The organism is Endobacter medicaginis, from assembly GCF_014192375.1.
Classification (GTDB): domain Bacteria; phylum Pseudomonadota; class Alphaproteobacteria; order Acetobacterales; family Acetobacteraceae; genus Endobacter; species Endobacter medicaginis.
In genome coordinates, this window is the sequence record NZ_JACHXV010000007.1 from 63,475 (window position 1) to 83,230 (window position 19,756).

Genomic DNA, 19,756 nt, shown 5'->3' on the forward strand with positions numbered 1-19,756 from the left:
CGGGCGCGTTACACAACGACATGCATGTCGCGACGCCCGTTCTGCTTCTCCTGCTGGTCATCGCCGTGGCCGGGCCGCTGTCGCGGCTGGTGCGGCTGCCGCTGCCGCTGCTGCTGATCGCCGCCGGGGCGGCGCTGGCGGTGGCCGGGGTGCATGTGCGCTTCGAGCCGGACCTGTTCCTGCTGCTGTTCATTCCGCCGCTGCTGTTCTCGGACGCGTTCCTGATGCCGCTGCGCGAGTTCCGGCAGGTGCAGGGGGTGGTGATCGCGATGGCTGTCGGCCTGGTGCTGTTCAGCACGCTGGGCGGCGGCTGGCTGCTGCATGCGATCGTGCCGGAACTGCCGCTGGTGGTGGGCTTCACGCTGGCGGCGATCCTGTCGCCGACCGATGCGGTCTCGGTGGGCAGCATGATCGACGAGACGCAGGTCCCGAGCCGGTTCATGCGCATCCTGCAGGGCGAGGCGCTGCTCAACGACGCCTCGGGGCTGGTCTGCTTCAAGTTCGCCGCGGCGGCGGCGATGACCGGCAGCTTCTCGCTCGCCTCGGCCTCGGCAAACTTCGCGCTGGTCGCGTTGGGCGGGCTGGCGGTGGGGGTGGTGCTGACGATGGGGTTCAACCTGGTCAACAGCCAGCTCCAGCGGATCGGCTTCGACGACCCGGCGACGCAGTGCACGCTGGTGGTGCTGCTGCCGTTCGCGGCCTATCTCGGCGCCGAGCATCTGGGGGTCTCGGGCATCCTGGCCGCGGTCAGTGCCGGACTCTATGCCAACCAGAGCCGCATCTTCGGTCGCGCGCAGACGCTGACCCGGCTGCGCGCGACCTCGGTCTGGGCAATGGTGACGTTCGTCTTCAACGGCATGGTGTTCCTGCTGCTGGGGCTGCAACTGCCGGAAATCACCGCGACGGGCATCGCGCTGGCGCGGGCGGTGCATGTGCCGCTGTGGCGGCTGGGGCTGCTGGCGACCATGCTCACCGTGGGCCTGCTGGTGCTGAGGCTGCTGTGGATCTGGCTGGCGCTGGGGGTGCGTTGGGGCGTGGCACGGCTGCGCGGCCGCACCGCGATCGTGCCGACCTTCACCGGCACGCTGGGGCTGGCGTTGGCCGGCGTGCGCGGCGCGGTGACACTCGCCGGCGTGCTGTCGCTGCCGGAAGCGGGCGCGGAAGGGGCGGGATTTCCGCATCGCGACCTGCTGGTGACGCTGGCGGCCGGGGTGATCGTGGTGTCGCTGCTGGGGGCGGCCCTGCTGCTGCCGCTGGTCACACGACGGCTGCGGGAACGGCCGGATGTGGCGCGACGGCCGCATGACGACGAGGTCGAGGCGGCGCGCGTCGCGATGGCGCATGCCGCGCTGGACAGCGTGCAGGCGGACCACGCGCCCGAGCCCGACCCGGATGCGCAGGCCCGGGCGGAGGTGCGCGGCGGGCTGGTGGCCGAGTTCCAGCGCCGGCTGCGCCTGCTGGGCGACAGCGGCGAGGAGGACACCACGCGCGGCGAGCATGACGGGCGTGGCTGGCGGCGCGACGCGCTGATCCGCCAGCGCCTCGAAAGCTCGATGCGGCTGCGCGCGCTGCGGGCGGAGCGCACGCGGCTGGGCGAACTGCGCCAGCGCCGCCAGATCAGCGACACCACCGAGCGCGAGCTGCTGCGCGACATCGATTACGAGGAGACGGTGCTGGCCAACCAGGCGCAGGCGCTGCCGCGGCAGGTGGACGAGGCGAGCGCGGGCTGAGGGCGCGGGACCGACCAACCGGCCCGGCGGGACCTCGCCCTACAGCAGGGTGGTGGAGCGGCCGGCGAGGGTGCGGGTCAGCAGGCGGGTGACGGTCCCGGCGACGTGGCGCAGCCCGGGGCGGCGGCGGGGCGGTGGCGGGCTGAACAGGGATGGCAGGCGCGCCAGCAGGGCGGGCGCATGGCGGGCGTCGCAGCACAGATAGGTGGGCGGCGCACCGGCGGGCGCACCGGGCTGCGGCGTGGCGATGTGGACCGGGACGAGGCCGATATCGCTGTAGGTGCGCAGCAATGCGCCGCCGGCGGCGCGCCAGATGGCGAGTTCGCGGCCTTCCTGGGTGGCGAGGTCGCGCAGGCGCCAGATGGCGGCGACCCGGTCGGCGGGGGTGCCGACCGGGTCGCCCAGGCCGACCAGCAGGCGGTCGACGCGACGGAAGGGATAGGCGGCGCGGCCATTGTCGCTCGGCACCAGACCATGCGCGTAGTCGACGCAGGCGGGGCTGGGGACGGCGGAGGTGCCCTCGTTGAGGGCGAGATAGCGCTGGCGGGCGGTATGGCCCCAGGGCAGCGGATGCACGCGACCGGGCAGGATCAGGCGCAGCCCGGCACCGATGCTGCACAGCACGGCGAGGGCGACGCCGATGCGGATGCCGCCGGGCACACCCTCGGGGGCGAAGATCACCGCCCACCAGCTCGTCGCACCCATCGCCTCGAGGCGATGGTTCATCGAGACGAAGGCGACCACGCTGGCGACCAGCAGCAGCACCGGCAGGGCGGTGGCGGGGTGCAGCGGCTCGGACAGCAGGCGCGCCTGCCGGTAGTAGGAGCGGCGGAAGGGGGCGATGATGGCGGCGGCGGCGGCCAGGATCAGCGGCACGACCGGCGAGTAGCCTTGCGCAACGGTGATCGCGGCCGCTGCGGCCAGCGTGCCGATGGTGATGCTCCAGGCCAGCGAGACGCGGCGCTTGAGACCCACGGCGAGCACCAGCAGGGCGACCCCGATCAGCGAGGGGACGTAGCCGAAGGCGGCGGCGGCGAGGGTGGCGACATCCATCGAGTACCAGGGGATGTCGGGACGCACCAGGCCGGGGGTGTCGTCGAGGACGGTGAGGGCCAGCAGCATCGCGCCCGACAGTCCGACCGCGCCGACGGCGGTGCTGGCGGCGAATTCGGCATCGGCCTCGCGGATCAGGGCGAGGCGCTCGCCGGGGCGCAGGCCGGCGGGCAGGCGGTCGATCAGGCCGCCGCCGCGCAGCAGGATCTCGTGGGCGGCGAACATCCCGCCGGCGAGGAACAGCGGGATGATGTAGTAGAACAGGCGGAAGATGACGATCGCCGACAGGATGGCAGGGGTCGGGAACCACGGCGACAGGCCGACCAGCATCGCGCCGTCGAACACGCCGAGGCCGCCGGGGATGTTGGCGGCGAGCCCGGCCGTGTAGGCGGCGAGATAGATGGCGAGGAAGGTCAGGTAGCCGAAGGGCGCGGCACCGGGCAGGGTCTCGGACGGCAGGGCGGCGTAGGCGATGGCGGCGGTCGCCCCCAGTTCGGCGGTGGCCAGCACGATCTGGCGCAGGGCGGTGGCGGGGCCCGGCAGGTCGATGCGGTGGCCGAACAGGGTGACGTGACGGATGCGGGTCGACAGCGTGGCGTAGGCGGCGACGGCCAGCCACATGCCGGCACCGATCGCCCACAGCAGCGGACGCGGCGCGTGCAGCAGATGCGCGACCGCGCCGGGGGCGGCCAGCAGCACGACGCCGCCGAGCACAAGCGCGCCGAGGATGAAGGTGAGCGAGCAGAACGCCACCACGCGGGCGATCTCGGCCGCGCCCAGGCCCCAGTTGGCATAGAGACGGTAGCGCACCGCCGCCCCCGATACCGCCGCGAAGCCGAGATTGTGCGACAGCACGTAGGAGACGAAGGAGGCGAAGGCGGTGCGCAGGTAGGCGATGCGGTGACCGGCATAGATGGTCGCCAGCCGGTCGTAGAAGCTCAGCGTGCCGTAGGAGACCAGCGTCCACAGCGCGGCCATCAGCACCGCGTGGTGCGGGGTGGCGGAGAGTGCTGCGCGGATGTCGGCGAGGTGGATGGCGCGCATCTCGCGGTGCACGACCCAGACCGCGCCCCCGAGCAGCATCAGGCCGAGCAGATGCGGCAGGTGACCGCGCAGGCGCTGCATCGCGGAGGGCCCGGGGGCCGCGCACCGGCTGCTGTGGGGGGCCGGGTCCGGCGCGAGGTCGGAGGCGGGCGGGTGGACGCTCATCGGCCGGCCGGCTCAGGCCGCCTGCTCGGCAGGGGTGGCGAGCTTCGCCTCGATCAGGGCGATGGTCTCGGGCACGCCGTACATGGCGATGAAGATGCCGAAGCGCGGGCCTTCGGTCTGGCCGAGCAGCACCTCGTAGAGGCAGCCGAACCAGTCGCGGAGCGAGGGGTAGTCGTGGCGCTTGCCGACCTCGAAGACGAGGTTCTGCAGGGCATCGGCATCCAGGGCGGGCTGGGTCAGGGCGCCGGAGCTGGCGGCGCGCAGCGTGTCGGCGAGGTCGGTGAGGGCGGCGCGGTCGCGGGCGTCGGGAATGCGGAAGGATTTCTTCGGGGCGACGAAGTCGCGGTAATAGACGATGGCGTGATCAACGAGGCGGGCGAGCAGCGGGCTGCTCTGGGGGGTTACATCAGGTGCGTAGCGGCGCAGGAAGCCCCACAGCACCTCGGACTTGTCGGTGTTGGCGACGGAGGCGAGGTTGAGCAGCATGCCGAAGCTGACCGGCAGGTCGGTGCTGGCCGGTACCTCGCCGCCATGGATGAACCAGGTCGGGTTGTCGGAGAGCGCGGCCGCATCGCCGCTGGCCTGGGCGGCGCGGGCCTTGCCGGCAAAGGCCAGGTAGTCGTCCACCGCGCGCGGGATGACGTCGAAGAACAGCCGCTTGGCGCGCTGCGGGGCGGCGAACATGTAGGTGGCGAGGCTTTCGGGCGGCGCGTAGGTCAGCCATTCCTCGATCGACAGGCCGTTGCCCTTGGTCTTGGAGATCTTGCGGCCCTGGTCGTCGAGGAACAGCTCGTAGGTAAGGTTGACCGGCGGCTCGGCGCCCAGCGTGCGGCAGATGCGCGAGGACAGTTTCACGCTGTCGATCAGGTCCTTGCCGGACATCTCGTAATCGACGCCGAGGGCGAACCAGCGCATCGCCCAGTCGGCCTTCCACTGCAGCTTGGCAGCGCCCCCGGTGACTTGGGTGACGAACACCACGCCTTCGGGGTCGGTCCAGGTGACGGTGCCGGCGGCGGTGTCGATGGCGTCGATGCGGACCTGCATCACCTGGCCGGTGAGCGGGTGGATCGGCAGGATCGGCGAGTAGGTCGCGCGGCGCTCCTCGCCCAGGGTGGGGGCGATGATGGCGACGATCTCGTCGTGGCGCTCGAGCACGCGCAGCAGGGCGGCGTCGAAGCGGCCGGAGCGGTAGTATTCGGTGGCGGAGGCGAATTCGTAGTCGAAGCCGAACCCGTCGAGGAAGGCGCGCAGGCGGGCGTTGTTGTGGGCGCCGAAGCTGGCATGGGTGCCGAACGGGTCGGGCACCTCGGTGAGCGGCTTGCCAAGATGCTCGGCCAGCATCGCCTGGTTGGGCACGTTGCCGGGCACCTTGCGCAGCCCGTCCATGTCGTCGCTGAAGGCCAGCAGGCGGGTCGGGCGGCCGGTGAGCGTGGTGAAGGCCTGGCGCACCCAGCAGGTGCGCGCGACCTCGCCGAAGGTGCCGATATGCGGCAGGCCGGACGGGCCGTAGCCGGTCTCGAACAGCGGCACGTGGTCGGCCGGTTTGCCGGCGGCCTCGAGGTGACGGATGAGTTTTTCCGCCTCCTGGAAGGGCCAGGAGCGGGCGCGCGGGGCGGTGCTGGTGTCGGACATGGTCTGCGGAAGCTAGGTATCGGGGCGGCGCGGGTCAATCTGAACCGTCATCGGCGGCTCGCCGATCCGCTGGCCTCCGCCGCGCGGGCGGGCCATCATGCGGGCGAATGACCCCGCCTTCCCCTCCCGACGTGGTCGCCACGACGACAGAGCCCTGCCTGGTGGCGGGGTGGCGGCGGGCCAGCCTGCTGAGCGGGGATGGCGAGGTGCTCGACCTCGCCGCCGGGGCGGTGGAGGCGGCGCTGGCCGGGGAGAAGCCGCCGCTGCTGGTGCACGGGCCGGCGAGCTGGAGGCGGCTCGGGCTGCCGCCGCGACCGGCCTATGACCTGCTGGAGCTGTTCGCCTTTGCCTGCCCGGCGGTGGCCGCGGCGCCGACGCCGCGGGGGCTGGCGCTGGCGCTGGATCTCGCGCCGCCGCGCGATCGCGAGAGCGCGGCGATGATGCTGCACGACATCGCGGCCCGGCTGCTCGACCGGGTGCGCGACCTGGCCGCCACGCCCAACGCGCCGGAGATCACCGCCATCGCCCAGCGCATGGCGCAGGCCGGCTGGGGCTGGGGGGCGGCGGTGCTGGCAGCACTGCGCGAGGGCGGGGCTGCGATTCCGGGCCGGATGGACCCGGCCGACGCGCTGCGGATCTGGCGGCGGCTGCCGAAATGGGAGGAGACCGCGCCGCGATCGCCGCCCGCGACCCATCCGGTCGGCCCGGCCGAGGCGCGCACGCGGCTGGCGGGGCTGCTGGGTGCTGCGGCCGAAAGCCGGGCCGGACAGTCGGACTATGCCCATGCGGCGGCGGCGGCGTTCGCGCCGCGGGCGGTGCGTGGCGACCCGGTGGTGCTGCTGGCGGAGGCCGGTACCGGCACCGGCAAGACGCTGGGCTATCTCGCCCCCGCCTCGCTGTGGGCGGAGCGCAACCAGGGCACGGTGTGGATCAGCACCTATACACGGCACCTGCAGCGCCAGATCGAGGCGGAGAGCCGACGTGTCTATGCCGATCACGCACGGGCGGCGCGGGCGCGGGTGGTGCTGCGCAAGGGGCGCGAGAACTATCTGTGCCTGCTCAACATGGAGGATGCGGTCAATGCGGCGGCGAACGCGCCCGCATCGACGGCGGCGATCGGGCTCGGGCTGATCGCGCGCTGGGCGCGGGCGAGTGCCGATGGCGACATCCTCGGCGGCGACCTGCCTGGCTGGTTCGTCGAGCTGTTCGGGCGGGGCTACACCGCCGGGCTCGCCGACCGGCGCGGCGAATGCATCCATGGGGCGTGTCCGCATTACCAGACCTGTTTCGTCGAGCATTCGATCCGCCGCGCCCGGCATGCGGACCTGGTGGTGGCCAACCATGCGCTGGTGATGGTGCAGGCGGCGATGCACGGGCGGTTCGGCACCGCGGGCGACGAGGACGCGCTGCCGACGCGCTATGTGTTCGACGAGGGGCACCATCTGTTCGATGCCGCCGACAGCGCCTTTGCGGTGACGTTCTCGGGGGCGGAGGCGGCGGAGCTGCGGCGCTGGCTGCTGGGCGCGGAAGGGGCGCGGTCGCGGGCGCGCGGCCTGCGCCGGCGGCTCGACGAGCTGGTCGCCGGGCATGAGGGGCTGGAAGGCCCGCTCGACGCCGCCCTGCAGGCCGCGCGTGCCCTGCCCGCCCCCGGCTGGGCGCTGCGGCTGAGCCCGGCGCGCGCGACGGTGGATGGCGACGAGGATGCCCCGGCCGACGAGCCGGTGCTCGACAATCCATCGGAGGCGCTGCTGCATCGGCTGCGCGTGCAGGTGCTGGCGCGCATCCGGGGCGCGGGAGCGTCATCGCGCGAGCCGGGACGGCAGGCGGAATGCGACATCCATCCGGTGCCCGACGAGGTCGCGGCGATGGCCGCGCGGCTGGAACGCGCGCTCGACCGCATCGCGGCACCGCTCAACACGCTGGTCGAGCGGCTGCTGGCGCGGCTGGAGGACGAGGGCGAGGATCTCGATACGCCGACCCGGCTGCGCATCGAGGCCGCGGCGCGCACCCTGCTGCGCCGCGCGATCGGGCCGCTGGAGGCCTGGAGCGGCATGCTGCGCGATCTCGGCGATCCGCCGCCGGAGCCGGGGATGATGCCGGTGCATGTGCTGTTCCTGCGGCTGGAGGCGCGCGAGGGGCAGACGCTGGAGACCGGCGAGGTCGGGCTGCACCGGCATTGGCTGGACCCGACGGTGCCGTTCGCGGCCACGCTGGCCGCGCCCGCGCATGGGCTGCTGGTGACCTCGGCGACGCTGCGCGACGAGACCGGACCGGCGGAGGACGTCACGCGCGCGGATGCGCCCAGGCTGGATGCGGCGGAGGAGGGCTGGCGGGCGGCGGAGGCGCATGTGGGCGCGAACCACCTCCCCTCGCCCGCCCTGCGCGCCTCGGTGGCGAGCCCCTTCGACTATGCGCGCCAGACGCGGACCTTCGTGGTCACCGATGTCGCGCATGGCGAGACCGGCGCGCTGGCCGGCGCGTTCCGCACCCTGTTCACCGCTTCGGGCGGCGGGGGCCTGGGGCTGTTCACCGCGATCTCGCGGCTGCGCGCGGTGCATGCGCGGCTCGCGCCGGCGCTGGAGGCGGAGGGGATCGGGCTGTATGCCCAGCATGTCGATGCGATGGACAATGCCACCCTGGTCGACATCTTCCGCACCGAGACCGATTCGTGCCTGCTGGGGACGGATGCGATGCGCGACGGGGTGGACGTGCCGGGGCGCGCGCTGCGGCTGGTGGTGTTCGAGCGGGTGCCGTGGCCGCGGCCCGACATCCTGCATCGCGAGCGGCGCATCCATCTGGCCGGCGAGGGTGCGGCGTATGACGACCGCATCGCGCGGCTGCGGCTGCGGCAGGCGTTCGGGCGGCTGATCCGCTCGGCGGGCGATCGCGGGGTGTTCGTGCTGCTCGACCGGCGCATGCCGAGCCGGCTGCTCGGCGCGTTTCCGCGCGGAGTGGCGGTGGAGCGGGTGGGCCTCGCACAGGCGGCGGCGGCGATCAGGGATTTCCTGCCGCCGGCTTGACGGCGCCGCAGCGTCGTTTATCTGAATGATCGTTCCTGAAATCAGAGAGGCCATCCAGATGGCATCCACCGACACGCTGTTCCGCCCCTTCAGCCTCGGCAGCCTGAGCCTGCCCAACCGGATCGTGATGGCGCCGATGACGCGCACCTTTTCGCCGGAGGGCGTGCCGGGCGAGAACGTCGCCGAATATTATGCCCGACGCGCCGGATCGGTCGGGCTGATCATCTCCGAAGGCACGGTGATCGACCGGCCGAACGCGCGCAACGATCCCAAGATCCCGTTCTTCCACGGCGAGGCGCCGCTGGGCGGGTGGAAGCGGGTGATCGACGCGGTGCATGCCGAGGGCGGCCACATGGCGCCGCAGATCTGGCACACGGGGGCGATGAAATACGGCAATTTCGAGCCGGGCACGCCGGTCGAGAGCCCGTCGGGGCTGATCGGGCCGGGCAAGCCGCGTGGCGAGGCGATGAGCGAGGCGGCGATCGCCGACACGATCGCGGCGTTCGGTCGCGCGGCCGGCGACGCCAAGGCGCTCGGCTTCGACACCGTCGAACTGCATGGCGCGCATGGCTATCTGATCGACGAGTTCTTCTGGGCGGGCAGCAATGTCCGCACCGACCGCTGGGGGGGTGCGACGATCGCCGAGCGGTCGCGCTTCGCGGTGGAAGCGATCCGTGCGGTGCGTGCGGCGGTGGGGCCCGAGATGCCGGTGATCATCCGGCTCAGCCAGTGGAAGCAGCAGGATTATGCCGCCCGGCTGGCGACCAGCCCGGCGGAGATGGAAGCCTGGCTGACGCCGCTGGTGGAGGCGGGGGCGAACGTCCTGCACTGCTCGCAGCGGCGGTTCTGGGAGCCGGAATTTCCCGAGATCGACGGCGGGAACGGGCTGAACTTCGCCGGCTGGGCGAAGAAGCTGACCGGGGCGGCGACGATCTCGGTCGGTTCGGTGGGGCTGTCGGGGGAGTTCATGGCCTCCTTCCGCGGCGAGAGCTCGGAGCCGGCCAGCCTCGATGCGCTGCTCGAGCGGATGGAGCGCGACGAGTTCGACCTGATCGCGGTGGGACGCGCGCTGATCACCGACCCGCACTGGGTCGACAAGGTCCGCGACGGTCGCACCGACGAGCTCAGGCCCTTCAGCCCGGCCGCACTGGCCGAGCTGGTCTGAGGACCGGGGACGGGGCGCGCGACGACGCCCCGTCCGTTCAGACGGATTTGAGGTTGGAGGCGGCCGCCTTGCCGCGCTCGGTGACGATCTCGTAGGCGATCTTCTGGCCCTCGTTGAGGCCGCGCAGGCCGGCCGCCTGCACGGCGGTGATGTGGACGAACACGTCCTTGCCGCCATCATCGGGCATGATGAAGCCGAAGCCCTTGGTGGTGTTGAACCATTTGACGGTTCCAGTCGCCATAGCCGCAATCCTTATCCAGCCGCGGCGGTATTTTCGCCGGACCCATCGTTACTCAAGCGGAACCGTCAGCACGGAACCCACCGCTCGTTGCAATGTGGCATCGGGAAGCGCCGGCTTGTCAATTGTCTCTTGCGCGGCCGGCCCGACACACATGGTATGTATGGCATGACCCTGACCCATGGCCTGCTGGCCGCCATGATCGTCATCGCGCTGCTGGCGCATCTGCTGGTGCGCTGGCAGACCGGCGACGAGGCGCGCGCGATGCTCACCGCGCTGGTCATCGTCGCCCTCGGGCTGAGCGGTGTGCTGGCGCAGATGTGGTGGCGCGGCGTGATCCTGTAGGGACAGGGACAGGACCCGACCAAGGGCCGATGGAGATCGTCGATGGATCTGCTCCTGCGTGACCGTGCGGCTTTGGTGATGGGTGGCAGCAGCGGCCTGGGCCTGGGCATCGCAACGGCGCTCGCCGAGGCGGGTGCGCGCGTGTGTCTGCTGGCGCGCGATGCCGGGCGGCTGGCGGCGGCGGCCGAACGGCTGCGGCAGGCGAGCGGCGCCGGGGTCGGCACGCTCGCCGTCGATCTCGCCGAGCCGGAGGCGGTCGGCGCCGCGATCGGCGACATCGTCGAACGGATCGGCACGCCGGACATCCTGATCGGCAACGGCGGCGGCCCGCCGCCGGGCGTCGCCACCCGGTTCGACCCGGCGCTGTGGCAGGCACAGGCGGCGAAGATGCTGCTGCCGACGATGACGCTGACCGACGCCTTCCTGCCGGCGATGCGCGAGCGCCGCTTCGGCCGCATCATCATGGTCTCGTCGACCAGCGTGGTGGAGCCGATCCCCGGGCTGGTGCTGTCGAACGCATTGCGCGCCGCGCTGGCCAACTGGGGCCGCACGCTGGCGCGCGAGGTGGCGCGCGACGGGGTGACGGTCAACACGCTGATGCCGGGGCGGTTCGACACGGCGCGCGCCAGGGCGCTGACCGAGGCGCGGGCGAAGGACGGGCTGAGCGTCGAGGATGTCCGCCGCCGTGACATCGAGACCATCCCCGCCGGGCGTTTCGGCACGCCGGAGGAATTCGGCGCCGTCGCCGCCTTTCTCGCCAGCCCGCGCGCTGCCTATGTCACCGGCACGCTGATCCCGGTCGATGGCGGTCTGCTGGGCTGACCCCGGCGGGTGAGCGGCGCGGGGGCCACGATTGACATCGTTTCGGCAGTGGCGTCCATACCGCGCATGGGACCGATCGCCACGATCGCGAGACGGCCCGGCTGGCGACGCCGGGGGATCGTGCTGCTGGTGCTGCAGGGCCTGATCGGCCTGCTGACGCTGGAAGCGGCCGCACGCCCCGGGGAGATGCCGCGCAGCACGCTCGAACGGCTGGTCGGCGACATCGCCGGGCAGGCGATCCCCGCCGAGATGACGATGACCGGCATGGCGGCCGATGCCGACGACATGGCGGGCGTGGCGGAATGCTGCCCGCCGCAGGCGCCCGATCGGGATCAGTCACATCACGGCGATTTCCGCACCTGCTGCGCCCTGTGCGGGCTGCTGCACCTGCCGCCGGGGCTGCTGCCCCTGCTGCCGGCGCTGCCGCTGCCGGTGCGCGGGATGTTCGCGGCCCGGCGGCTGATGGCGCTGCAGGCGCTGATCGTCGCGCGGCGCTCGACCCTGCCGCCCGCGCGCGCGCCACCCCTGACGGTCTGATTCCGAACCCTCCGTTCCAGACCTTCAAGGATATCGTCTCATGTCGATCCAACCGCCCGCGCGCGGTCGGGCGCGCATGGCCGGCCGCCTGCCGGTTGTGCTGCTGCTCGGCACGACCGCGCCGTGCCGCCCTGCCCTCGCCGCCGATGCGCCCACCGCCGTCATCGAACAGTCGATTACCGTGCTCGGCGTCTCGACGCTGCCGGCGCACGATGCGGACACCACCGCGCTGTTCACCGGCACGCCGGGATTTTCGGCCTACAGCGCAGGCGGCGTGTCGGCGCTGCCGGTGCTCGACGGCATGGCCGACGACCGCATCAATACCCTCATCGACGGCGTGCGGATGGAGTCCGCCTGTCCGAACCACATGAATCCGGCGATGTCGTATATCGATCCGGACATGGTGCAGACGGCGCGTGCGATCGCCGGCATCACGCCGGTCAGTCTCGGCGGCGACAGTACCGGTGGCACGATCGAGATCCGCCGCCGGCCACCGCGCTATGCCGAGCCGGGCCATGTCCTCGTGACCGGCCGCCTGGCTGCGAACTACGGCAGCAATGCCGACGGGCGCGGGGTGTCGGGCGAGGTCACGGTCGCCGACGACCATCTCTCGCTGCGCTGGAGCGGCGCCTACCGGCAGGCGGACGATTATCGCGCGGGCGGTGATGGCGGGATCGTGCGTTCGACCAGCTTCCTCGCCTTTAATCACGCGGCAACACTCGGCCTGCAGGGACGCAACGATCAGTTCGAGCTGACCTTCGGCCAGCAGGACATTCCCTACGAGGCCTTTGCCAACCAGTACATGGATATGACCAACAACCGTTCGAGCTTCCTCAACGGTCGCTGGACGCACCGCTTCGATCGCGGGTTCCTCGACGGCGCCAGCCTCGAACTCGGCGGCCACTGGCAGCGCGTGGATCATGTGATGAACATGCTCGACGACAAGGGCGGGCATTCCGCGACCACCGGCATGCCGATGAATACCGCCGCGCGCCAGGCGGGGTATGCGCTGGATCTGACCATCCCGCGCGGCATCCACACGGTGAAGCTCGGCACCAGCTTCGACCATGACGGGCTGAACGACTGGTGGCCGCCGCTGCCGGGCAGCATGATGATGGGGCCCGGCACCTGGCACAACGTCAATGACGCACACCGCGACCATGAGGCGCAGTACCTGCAATGGGACGCGCAGTGGAACCGGAGGCTGTCGACGGAGCTGGGCTGGCGCAACGACATCGTCATGATGAACACCGGACCGGTCGCGCCCTATTCCCGCATGGCGATGTCGATGGGCACGATGCCGATGGACGCGATGCCGATGGACGCGATGGCGATGCCGTCGGACGACGCGATGGCGGCCGATGCGTTCAATGCGGCGCACCGGGGGCGCACGGACGTCAATTTCGACGTGACGGCCACGGCGAAATACCTGATTACCGATGCGCTCGACATCGAGGGCGGGTATGCGCGCAAGACGCGGTCGCCGAATCTCTACGAGCGCTATGCCTGGGGCGTGGATGCGATGGCGGCCGAGATGATCGGCTGGTTCGGCGACGGCAACGGCTATGTCGGCAACCTGAACCTCAGGCCGGAGACCGCCAACATCGCCAGCTTCACCCTGCTCTGGCACGATCCGGCCCAGGGCGATGCGGATGCGCAGCGATGGCGGCTCAGCGTGCGCCCCTTCACCAACTACACGCAGGGCTACATCAACGTCGTGTCGCTGGGCGCGCTGGGCGCAGGCGCGTCGCTGCTGCAGTTCGCCAATCATGACGCGGAGAGTTTCGGCGTCGATGTCGGAGGTCATGCGCGACTGTGGGCGGATCGCCGCTTCGGCCGCGGCACGCTCGACACCACGCTCAGCTGGGTGCGCGGCACCGACCTGACCACCGGCACGTCTCTGTATCACCAGATGCCGCTCAACGGCGTCACCACGCTGTCGGAACGGCTCGGCGCGTTCGCGGGCCGCATCTCGCTGAGCTGGGCGGCGGCGAAGACGCTGGTCGATGCGCTGCGCGACGAGCCGGCGACGCCCGGCTATGCGCTGCTGGGGTTCGGGGCGAGCTGGCGCTGGCGGGGGACGACGCTGGATGTCGGCGTCGACAACGCGCTCGACCACACATACGTCCTGCCGCTGGGCGGCCGCATGCTCGATGCCGGCGAGGGACGGCGCGCGCTGCTCGCGCCCGGCCGCTCGGTCAATGTCTCGCTCGCCACCACCTTCTGAACCTTCCTGATCCGCCATGGGCAGATCTGCCCATGCGCGGCGAGAGCCGAACCCATGTCCAGAATCCTGCCTGTCATGACCTGCGTCATCGCCTGGGCGCCTGCCCACGCCATCGCGCAGGCTGCGCGCACGACGCCCCCGCCGTCGCCGACCGAGGAGATCGTCGTGACCGCGACGCGCGCGCCCGATCCGATCGGCGATGTGCCGGCCTCGGTCAGCGTGATCAGCGCGGCACAGATCGCCGACACGCCGGCGCGCGGCATCGACGACATCCTGCGGCGCGTCCCGTCGGTGGACCTGCCGATCGCATCGACCGACGAGCAGCATCCGACCGACACCATCGTGTCGATGCGCGGACTGTCCGGCATCCGCGCGCTGGTGCTGCTCGACGGCGTTCCGCTCAATGACCCGTTCTTCGGCTATGTGCAGTGGAGCGAGGTGCCGCTCGACACCATCGAGCGCGTCGAGGTGGTGCGCGGCGGCGGTGCCACGCTGTGGGGCAACTATGCGATGGGCGGTGTGATCAACATTCTCACCCGGCCGATCGACAGGACGGAGCTGGTGATGGCATCGTCCGGCGGCAGCCGCGGCACCACACGGACCGATGGTCACGCCGCCGTCGCCGGGCAGTCTTACGGGATCGGGCTCGATGTCGGCCAGAGCCACTCCGACGGCTATGTCGAGCAGATCGTCTCCGCGCGGGGTCCGGTCAGCGTGCCGACATCGTTCACCGCGCATACGGCAGCAGTGTCGGGCGAGGCGCATCTGTCGGAGACGCTCACCGCGCGGGCGCGGGCAGGCTGGTATGACAACGACCAGAATTTCCTCACCCGGCTCAACACCAACACGCAGCGCAACCTGCGCACCACCGGCTCGCTGGGCTGGCGGCCGGATCGACGAAGCCTGCTGGAACTGAACGGCTTCTTCATTGACGAGCGCTTCCTGACCGACAACCCCGGCACGCCGGACGGCGCGGATCCGCTGGCCGAGGAATATGTGCAGAACAGCCACCTCACCCGTGCGCAGGATCGCGGCGCGTCGCTGAGCGCGCGGCGCGAATGGTCGGGATGGCTGCGTGCGCTGTCGGCCGGCATCGACTGGCACACGATCCGCGGCAACGACCGCGCGCGCATCTTCGACGAGACCGGCGCGCTCACGCGCACCGATCTCGGCGCCGGCGCGCAGCGCTTCGTCGGCGGCTTCGCGCAGGCGGATCTGCGTCCGCTGCCGCAGGTGCAGGTGCTCGCCTCGGTCCGCTACCAGGACTTCCTCAGCTATGACGGCACCGACGACACGCCCGGGGGCCTGGGCGCGAACCTGCCGCACAGGCACAGCAACGATGTCGATCCGCGCCTTTCGCTGCGCTGGCGCCTGCCGGCCGGCTTCGCGCTGCGCGGCGCGGTCTATCGGGCCTTCCGCGCACCGACGCTGGACAACCTGTATCGGGCGGCCTCCGTGCCCGGATACATCCTGTATGGCAATTCCGCACTCGCACCCGAGACGCTCAGGGGAGCCGAGGCTGGGTTCGACTACATCCATGACACGGTGCGCCTGCAGGCCACCGCCTATGACAGCGTGATCTCGAACTTCATCACCTATCGCTACCTCGACGCCGACGCGCTGCCGCCGGGCTTCGACATCGGCGCGCGGCTGATCAATGCCGGGCGTGCCCGCGCGCGCGGGGTCGAGGCGGAACTGAGCTTCAGGGCCGCCGACGCGCTGCTGGTCACGCTGGGCTACACCTATGCGGATTCGGTGGTGACGCGGAACGCGGAGGATCCCGCCTCGGTGGGCGTGCAGCAGCCGGGCATTCCGAAGCACCGGGTCAGTGCGGGACTCGACTGGACCGGGCCGCGCGGGGTGGTGCTGTCGCCGCGCCTGCGCTGGCTTGGGGCGACCAGCGGCGATCCCGACGCGATCTATCGCACGCAGCAGCACCTTGTGGTCGATCTCGGCGGGCGCGTGCCGCTCGGACATGGCGTCGAAGGCTTCGCGCAGATCGAGAACCTGTTCGACCGGCGCTATATCGGCACCAATGACGGCTTCACCGCGCCGCTCTATGGGCGACCGTTCACCGCCACGGCGGGAGTGCGGGTGAAACTCGACTGACACCTCGCCTTGAATGTCATGTTATAACGTTCTACTCGTTCGGTTATGTTGGTCGTCGAACAATTCCTGCCGGGCTGCCCGGACGCGGCGTTTTCCATCGCCGGCCCGGATCTCGACGTGCTGTGGTCGACCGCACGGCGGCCCGCCCTGTCGCTGGCCGTCTGGTGTCGAAGGCCACGGCCGGTCGAGCTCGCGGCACTGCTCGACCAGGCACCGTTCTGCGTCGCGGTCGAGGGACATGCGACGACGGTGACGACCCGGCTGGCCGCCGCCCTGCCCGGCCCGGCGCCGGGCGCGCTGATCGAGGACATGCACGGGCTGGCGATGGTGTTCGGGCTGCTCAGCGGCAGCACGCGGTTGCGGCTGCGTCTCGAAGGACTGATCGAGGCAGGCTGCCCGCGCTTTCACACCGATCAGGTCGCGCTGCGCCTGCTGTGCACCTATGCCGGACCGGGCACCGAATGGCTGGCGCTCGGGGGTGGCGGACCGGCGGCGGCGGCGCTGCCGCAGGACGACGCGGAGCTGCCCGCCGGGCTGGTGCCCCACACGCTCGCCCCCTGGGATGTCGCCCTGCTCAAGGGGGAGCGCTGGCCGGGCCTGACCCAGGGCGGCTGCATCCATCGCTCCCCGCGCCAGAGGGGCGGCGACGAGCAACGGATCGTTTTCTGCATCGACGAGATCATGGGAGATCAGGAATGACCATTGCCCGGACATTGCCGGCGCGATTGCCGGTCACCGTGCTTTCCGGCTTTCTGGGCGCGGGCAAGACCACGCTGCTCAACCACATCCTCGCCAACCGCGAGGGGCGTCGGGTGGCGGTCATCGTCAACGACATGAGCGAGGTCAATATCGATGCCGCGCTGGTGGCGCGCGAGGGCGGGCTGTCGCGCACCGAGGAGCGGCTGGTCGAGATGTCGAACGGCTGCATCTGCTGCACGCTGCGCGACGACCTGATGCAGGAGGTGACGAAACTCGCCGCCGAAGGGCGTTTCGATGCGCTGGTGATCGAGAGCACAGGGGTGTCCGAGCCCATGCCGGTCGCCGCAACCTTCGATTTCCGCTCCGAGGAGGGCGTATCCCTGTCGGACATCGCGCGGCTCGATACGATGGTGACCGTGGTGGATGCGGCCGCCTTCCTGCGCGATTACGGCTCGCGCGACAGCCTCGCCGATCGCGGCGAGACGGCGGGGCAGGAGGATGGCCGCATGCTGGTCGATCTGCTGGTCGAGCAGATCGAGTTCGCCGACACCATCGTGCTCAACAAGACCGACCTGGTCTCCGACGCCGAACTCCGCCGCCTCGCCGGCATCATCGCGACCTTCAATCCGGGGGCGGCGATCGTCGCGAGCGCGGAGGGGCGCGTGGCGCTTTCGGAGGTGCTGGACACCGGGCGCTTCGATTTCGAGCGCGCGCAGCAGGCCGCCGGCTGGTCGCAGGCGCTGGCGGGCGGGCACATCCCCGAGAGCGAGGAGTTCGGCATCGCTTCCTTCGTGTGGAAGGCGCGCCGCCCGCTGCATCCCGCGCGGTGGAAACGCCTGCTGGAGAGCGATCTGCCGGGGGTGATCCGGGCGAAGGGCTTCTTCTGGCTCGCCAGCCGGATGGACTGGGCCGGCACCTGGCAGCTCGCCGGTGCGGTCGGCCGGCACGGGCCGGGTGGCCTGTGGTTCGCCGCCGTCGGGCCCGAGCGCTGGCCGGACGATCCACGATGGCGCGCGGGCATCGAGGCCAACTGGATCGAGCCTTACGGCGACCGGCGGCAGGAGATCGTGTTCATCGGCGTGGAGATGGACGAGCGGGCCCTGCGCCGGCGTCTCGATGCCTGCCTGCTGACCGACGCCGAATATCGTGGCGGCCCGGATCGCTGGAAGCGACTGCCGGATCCGTTTGAGCCGTGGCGTCGGGGCGGCGACTGAGGCTGCGGGGCGCTGCCCTGCACCCGCCGGGGCCAACGGCCCCGCCCCCCCGATCCGGAGACAAAAAAGGGCGGCCCGAGGGCCGCCCTTTCGTGACGAGGAGACGCGGACTTAGAAGTCCATGTCGCCCATGCCGCCCATGCCGCCCGGAGCGGCCGCGGGGGCCTTCTTCTCGGGCTTCTCGGCGATCATCGCCTCGGTGGTCACCAGCAGGCCGGCGACCGAGGCCGCGTCCTGCAGGGCCGTGCGCACGACCTTGGTCGGGTCGATGATGCCGGCCTCGACGAGGTCCTTGTACTCGAGCTTCTGGGCGTCGAAGCCGAAGGTGTAGGAGGAGTTCTCCAGCACCTTGCCGGCGATCACCGCACCGTCCTCGCCCGCGTTCTGGGCGATCTGACGCAGCGGCGCCTGGATCGCCTTGCGGACGATCTCGATGCCGAACTTCTGGTCCTCGTTGTCGTGGCTGAGCGCCTGCAGCACCACCGACGCACGGGCAAGGGCGGTGCCGCCACCGGGGACGATGCCTTCCTCGACGGCCGCACGGGTCGCATGCAGCGCGTCGTCGACGCGGTCCTTGCGCTCCTTGACCTCGACCTCGGACGCACCGCCGACGCGGATCACCGCGACACCGCCGGCCAGCTTCGCGAGACGCTCCTGGAGCTTCTCACGATCGTAGTCGGAGGTGGTGTCCTCGATCTGGGCGCGGATCTGAGCGCAGCGACCCTGGATCTCGTCCTTCTCGCCGACACCCTCGACGATCGTGGTGTTCTCCTTCTCGATCAGCACCTTCTTCGCACGGCCGAGCTGCTGGAGCGTGACGCTCTCGAGCTTGATGCCGAGGTCCTCGCTGATCACCTGGCCACCGGTCAGGATCGCGATGTCCTCGAGCATCGCCTTGCGACGGTCACCGAAGCCCGGCGCCTTGACGGCGGCGATCTTGAGGCCACCGCGCAGCTTGTTGACCACCAGGGTGGCCAGCGCCTCGCCATCGACGTCCTCGGCGATGATGAGCAGCGGACGACCCGACTGCACGACCGCCTCGAGCAGCGGCAGCATCGGCTGCAGCGACGAGAGCTTCTTCTCGTGGATGAGGATGTACGGGCTGTCGAGGTCCGCGATCATCTTCTCGGCGTTGGTGATGAAATACGGCGAGATGTAGCCACGGTCGAACTGCATGCCCTCGACGACGTCGAGCTCGGTGTGCAGGCCCTTGGCTTCCTCGACGGTGATCACGCCCTCGTTGCCGACCTTCTGCATGGCCTGGCTGATCATTTCGCCGATCTCGGTCTCGCCGTTGGCGGAGATGGTGCCGACCTGCGCGGTCTCGCCGGGGGTGGTGATCTTGCGGGTGTTCTTCTTGAGCTCATCGACGACGACGGCGACGGCCTTGTCGATGCCGCGCTTGAGGTCCATCGGGTTCACGCCGGCGGCCACCGCCTTCGCACCCTCGCGCACGATCGCCTGGGCGAGCACGGTCGCGGTGGTGGTGCCGTCACCGGCCAGATCGTTGGTCTTCGAGGCCACTTCGCGCACCATCTGGGCGCCCATGTTCTCGAACTTGTCGGCCAGCTCGATCTCCTTGGCCACCGTCACACCGTCCTTGGTGATGCGCGGGGCGCCGAAGCTCTTGTCGATGACCACGTTGCGGCCCTTGGGGCCGAGGGTGACCTTCACTGCGTCGGCGAGGATGTCGACACCGCGCAGCATGCGCTGGCGGGCATCACCGCCGAAACGGACGTCTTTGACTGCCATGTTA

At 70.9% G+C, this 19,756-nt stretch carries 14 protein-coding genes; 10 read left to right on the forward strand and 4 right to left on the reverse strand.

Annotation, left to right across the window (positions count from 1 at the left end; genetic code table 11):
- Window positions 1-20 precede the first annotated feature (20 nt).
- Window positions 21-1,730 carry a Na+/H+ antiporter gene (locus FHR90_RS10770; protein WP_183275222.1) on the forward strand — a complete coding sequence of 570 codons (1,710 nt, stop codon included), beginning with the start codon at window positions 21-23 and terminating at the stop codon, window positions 1,728-1,730.
- Window positions 1,731-1,769: 39 nt separating this feature from the next.
- On the opposite strand, the gene FHR90_RS10775 is transcribed toward FHR90_RS10770, so the two are convergent.
- A complete protein-coding gene (locus FHR90_RS10775; protein ID WP_183275223.1) occupies window positions 1,770-3,992 on the reverse strand; it encodes a lysylphosphatidylglycerol synthase domain-containing protein in 2,223 nt (740 codons plus the stop codon).
- A 12-nt stretch (window positions 3,993-4,004) separates the two neighbouring features.
- Window positions 4,005-5,624, reverse strand: coding sequence for a lysine--tRNA ligase (locus FHR90_RS10780; protein ID WP_176626214.1), 1,620 nt, complete (start codon window positions 5,622-5,624; stop codon window positions 4,005-4,007).
- 107 nt (window positions 5,625-5,731) lie between these two features.
- Here FHR90_RS10780 and FHR90_RS10785 point away from each other — a divergent pair, with 107 nt between their 5' ends.
- Entirely contained in the window at window positions 5,732-8,644 is a 2,913-nt protein-coding gene (locus FHR90_RS10785; protein ID WP_183275224.1) for an ATP-dependent DNA helicase, read from the forward strand.
- A gap of 58 nt (window positions 8,645-8,702) precedes the next feature.
- A complete protein-coding gene (locus FHR90_RS10790; protein ID WP_176626086.1) occupies window positions 8,703-9,809 on the forward strand; it encodes an NADH:flavin oxidoreductase in 1,107 nt (368 codons plus the stop codon).
- A 37-nt stretch (window positions 9,810-9,846) separates the two neighbouring features.
- Here the strand turns inward: FHR90_RS10790 and FHR90_RS10795 are convergent, their stop codons facing one another.
- Window positions 9,847-10,050, reverse strand: coding sequence for a cold-shock protein (locus FHR90_RS10795; protein ID WP_176626088.1), 204 nt, complete (start codon window positions 10,048-10,050; stop codon window positions 9,847-9,849).
- A gap of 165 nt (window positions 10,051-10,215) precedes the next feature.
- Here FHR90_RS10795 and FHR90_RS10800 point away from each other — a divergent pair, with 165 nt between their 5' ends.
- The 7 genes from FHR90_RS10800 to zigA all read left to right on the forward strand — a co-directional run bounded on the left by FHR90_RS10800 (window position 10,216) and on the right by zigA (window position 18,000).
- Window positions 10,216-10,392, forward strand: a complete 177-nt coding sequence (locus FHR90_RS10800; RefSeq protein ID WP_176626090.1) for a hypothetical protein — start codon at window positions 10,216-10,218, stop codon at window positions 10,390-10,392.
- Window positions 10,393-10,434: 42 nt separating this feature from the next.
- Entirely contained in the window at window positions 10,435-11,214 is a 780-nt protein-coding gene (locus FHR90_RS10805) for an SDR family oxidoreductase (protein WP_183275225.1), read from the forward strand.
- Window positions 11,215-11,280: 66 nt separating this feature from the next.
- A complete protein-coding gene (locus FHR90_RS10810) occupies window positions 11,281-11,751 on the forward strand; it encodes a DUF2946 family protein (RefSeq protein WP_183275226.1) in 471 nt (156 codons plus the stop codon).
- Between the two features lie 40 nt (window positions 11,752-11,791).
- Window positions 11,792-13,978, forward strand: a complete 2,187-nt coding sequence (locus FHR90_RS10815) for a TonB-dependent receptor (protein WP_183275227.1) — start codon at window positions 11,792-11,794, stop codon at window positions 13,976-13,978.
- 54 nt (window positions 13,979-14,032) lie between these two features.
- The gene (locus FHR90_RS10820; RefSeq protein WP_218062070.1) at window positions 14,033-16,087 is read left to right on the forward strand and encodes a TonB-dependent receptor; all 2,055 of its coding nucleotides are present in this window, start codon (window positions 14,033-14,035) and stop codon (window positions 16,085-16,087) included.
- A 45-nt stretch (window positions 16,088-16,132) separates the two neighbouring features.
- Entirely contained in the window at window positions 16,133-16,786 is a 654-nt protein-coding gene (locus tag FHR90_RS10825; RefSeq protein WP_183275228.1) for a DUF1826 domain-containing protein, read from the forward strand.
- Complete coding sequence (zigA, locus tag FHR90_RS10830; RefSeq protein ID WP_176625065.1) at window positions 16,783-18,000, forward strand: zinc metallochaperone GTPase ZigA; 1,218 nt, start codon at window positions 16,783-16,785, stop codon at window positions 17,998-18,000. The genes FHR90_RS10825 and zigA overlap by 4 nt, the downstream gene beginning before the upstream one ends.
- Before the next feature lie 111 nt (window positions 18,001-18,111).
- Here the strand turns inward: zigA and groL are convergent, their stop codons facing one another.
- Complete coding sequence (groL, locus tag FHR90_RS10835; protein ID WP_176625063.1) at window positions 18,112-19,752, reverse strand: chaperonin GroEL; 1,641 nt, start codon at window positions 19,750-19,752, stop codon at window positions 18,112-18,114.
- Window positions 19,753-19,756: the final 4 nt, after the last annotated feature.